This window comes from Planctopirus hydrillae, assembly GCF_001707835.1.
GTDB lineage: Bacteria > Planctomycetota > Planctomycetia > Planctomycetales > Planctomycetaceae > Planctopirus > Planctopirus hydrillae.
In genome coordinates this window covers 1-2651 of the sequence record NZ_LYDR01000064.1, presented here as the reverse complement: position 1 = coordinate 2651, position 2651 = coordinate 1, and the positions used below count along the sequence as shown (strand labels likewise).

The 2651-nt window shown below is 59.9% G+C and carries 3 protein-coding genes and 1 pseudogene; all 4 read right to left on the bottom strand.

Translation table 11 applies throughout. The features are described from left to right. Positions 1-593 (bottom strand): annotated as a pseudogene (locus A6X21_RS09680) (hypothetical protein); the annotation flags it as partial. After that, the gene (locus A6X21_RS09675) at positions 568-822 is read right to left on the bottom strand and encodes a hypothetical protein (protein ID WP_068847548.1); all 255 of its coding nucleotides are present in this window, start codon (positions 820-822) and stop codon (positions 568-570) included. The gene A6X21_RS09675 and the pseudogene A6X21_RS09680, both read right to left, overlap by 26 nt. A 41-nt stretch (positions 823-863) precedes the next feature. Next, positions 864-2342 (bottom strand): Ycf46 family AAA ATPase, encoded by a 1479-nt coding sequence (locus tag A6X21_RS09670; RefSeq protein ID WP_068847546.1) that lies wholly within the window; start codon positions 2340-2342, stop codon positions 864-866. A 102-nt stretch (positions 2343-2444) separates the two neighbouring features. Further along, positions 2445-2651 (bottom strand): DUF2997 domain-containing protein (locus A6X21_RS09665; protein WP_240490223.1); only part of this gene is annotated, 207 nt, incomplete at its 5' end.

The following is a 2651-nucleotide window of genomic DNA, read 5'->3' as shown; positions in this document are numbered from 1 at the left end:
AACCGGGCCGAGACCCGAGCGCATTCCCGCTCATAAAGCTCGGGGGCAATCGACTGGAGGTGTTCGGGCGGGGCAACACTGGGATAATCCCATTCCACCCCAAACTCATGCCTCAAAGCAGTGGGATAATCACTGGGATCAAACAGCGAGCCCAGCCGCTGGCGGGCCTGCCGCTTGAGATCGTCAAACTCAACATCCAGTTCCCGCACTGCCCGATCGAGTTCTTCACGGAATGCTTCCAGTTGAGCGTCGAAGGCATTGATCCTTTCTTTCCGGATCAGTCTCAAGCCGGGTTCTGGGAACGGGAGTGAAGTGCTTTTCCAGTACTGGATAATCTTGCTGCGGACGGCGGTCACATTCCGGTATGCGGGAGCACTCGTGTCAAAGAGCTTCTTACCCGCGGACAGGAACTTCTCGGCCGCTCCAAAGGGTTCAGCGGCCTGGGCCTTCTGGCTGTGAGTCAGTGTCCGGCTGGTGCCCAGCCAGTGAAAGCTGACGCGTACCGCCGTCGTCAGTTCACGGAGTTCCCGCGCCAAAGGGCGGGAAGCCGGGGTCGAAGTGTCTGTCTCAGGTTCGGTGGCCAATAGTGTCATCAGGAATATCTCCTTTCAGGAGCGGAAGGTTGGTATCAGAATCCAGGGGAACAAGTTCGTAGTGCGTCATGAGCTGGCCCAGTTCTTCGCAGATGTCCGCTCCCTCCCAGGTACGCTCTGGGTTCCAGAACGGCATTCCTGCCTCATCCTCGTCGCGATAAAGGAGTTCCTGAATCGCTGTGACGAGTTGCTGGAGTTCGGGGAACGAGAGTTCGCGGGCATGACGCATGGGAAGATCTCCTCAGAAAAAATAGTCAGCGGGAAAAACATTCAGTTGGTGGAAGGCGTCACCTTCCGCCGGGAGGTGGCAGCCGGGGTGTGGGTGTAAATCCCGGCCTGATCGGCGGAGAGGCAACGCCCATGTGCCCATTGTCGCAGCTGTTCGATCGCCTCGGCAGAGGTCTTCGAAACGGGGACGACCTGCGGGGCCGCTTCTGCGAGGGAAATCCCCAGCAAAGCCGAAAGTCGGCAGCACGACTTGATCTCGGCACCCGTCCAGCCATCGTCAGCAGGAATCGGTTCACTGGCACTGATGTCGTACTGCCTTCGGTAGAGCGACCAGATCTCATGCCGCTGGGCTTTGGTGGGCAAATCGACGAAGAAGATCCCATCAAGTCTCTCGGCACGAGTGAACTCAGGCGGGAGGTGCTGGATGTGGTTGGCAGTCCCCACGAAGAACACATCACTTGTATGGTCGGAGAGCCAGGTGAGGAGTGTCCCAAACAGCCGGGTGGCGACCCCGGCATCGCCAGTCCCACCGACTCCTGCGAGTCCCTTCTCGAGTTCATCGACAAACAGCACACAGGGGGCCATGGCATCGACGACCTGCAGGGCCTGACGGATGTTGCGTTCCGTCTCCCCCACAATCCCGCCCAGCACCGCTCCCAGATCGAGCGTGAGGACCGGTCGCCCCGTCTCATTCCCCAGTGCCCGGCAGAAAGCCGACTTTCCACAACCCGGCGGTGAGAGAAGCAACACCCCACGGGCTTTCACTGTCGATGCTGATCGTCCCGGCCGCAGGGCCTGGCGGCAGAAGGTCTTTAACGACGCCAGCCCTCCGAGATTCGCGAACGACTCGTTCCCCCGATGAAGCCGCAGGAGATTCTGCTGGCGAAGGAGCTGGGCCTTGAGTTCCCAGATCACTTCGGGCTGGAAGTTCCCATGCCGGGTGAGTGAGAGAGCGAACGCCCCTTCGGCTTCGATCCGGGTTAATCCCGCGGCGGCATCAAGAAGCTGATTCCAGGCCGGGCCTGTGGGAAGGAGATCGGGAGTATCCGAAACCAGTTCCCGGGCAATCTCACCCAGTTCAACAGCCGCGGGAAGGGGAAACTCCAGCACCACGAACTGCCGGGTCAGTTCCACGGGGAGTTGAAGGACCGGGGAAACGATGATCACAAACATCCGCTCCCGCTTCCCCAGCTTGAGGAGTGATACCAGTTGCTGGATGATCTCGGGGCTTTGGAGGAAGCGGTGGAAGTTTGGCAGGACCAGCAGAGTCGCTGAAGCCGTCTCGTGATCTCGCAGGGTGGCAAACGCCTTAAGGGCTGAGAGAGGATCGGCGACCTCAGGGCTGGTAGTCCCGCCCATGCGCCAGAACCCTTGCGCCAGATCCCAGACGGCCAGATTCCAGGACTGAGAGGGTGCGAGGCGGATGAGTGTCCGCTCGACTTCTTCCACTTCAGGGGACTGAATCCAGATCCCGCTGAAGGCGGCCTGGATATGTTCGATCAACTGTTCCGAAAAACTCATGGAGTGCTCCACAGAAAAAAGTAGATGAAAACAACACGACCCCACGAGGCCTACAGGCCCGGCAGGGTCGACAACTCAGTGATGCAATGGGAAGCCGGAGACTCAGGCTCTGTGCGAAAGCTCCTGCGAGGCGTGGGTGCTGGCTGTCACGTAGAACTCGGGCTGAAGCTGCTCGTGAGTCGGGAGCCCTAAGGCCGCAATGAGTGCCTGAGTGGCTGTGCGACAGCTGGTCCCTGTAAAGCCCTGGGCTTTCACCTGGACCGAGCCATCGGGAGCGACCAGCACTTCGAGAGTGGGAGGCATGGCAAA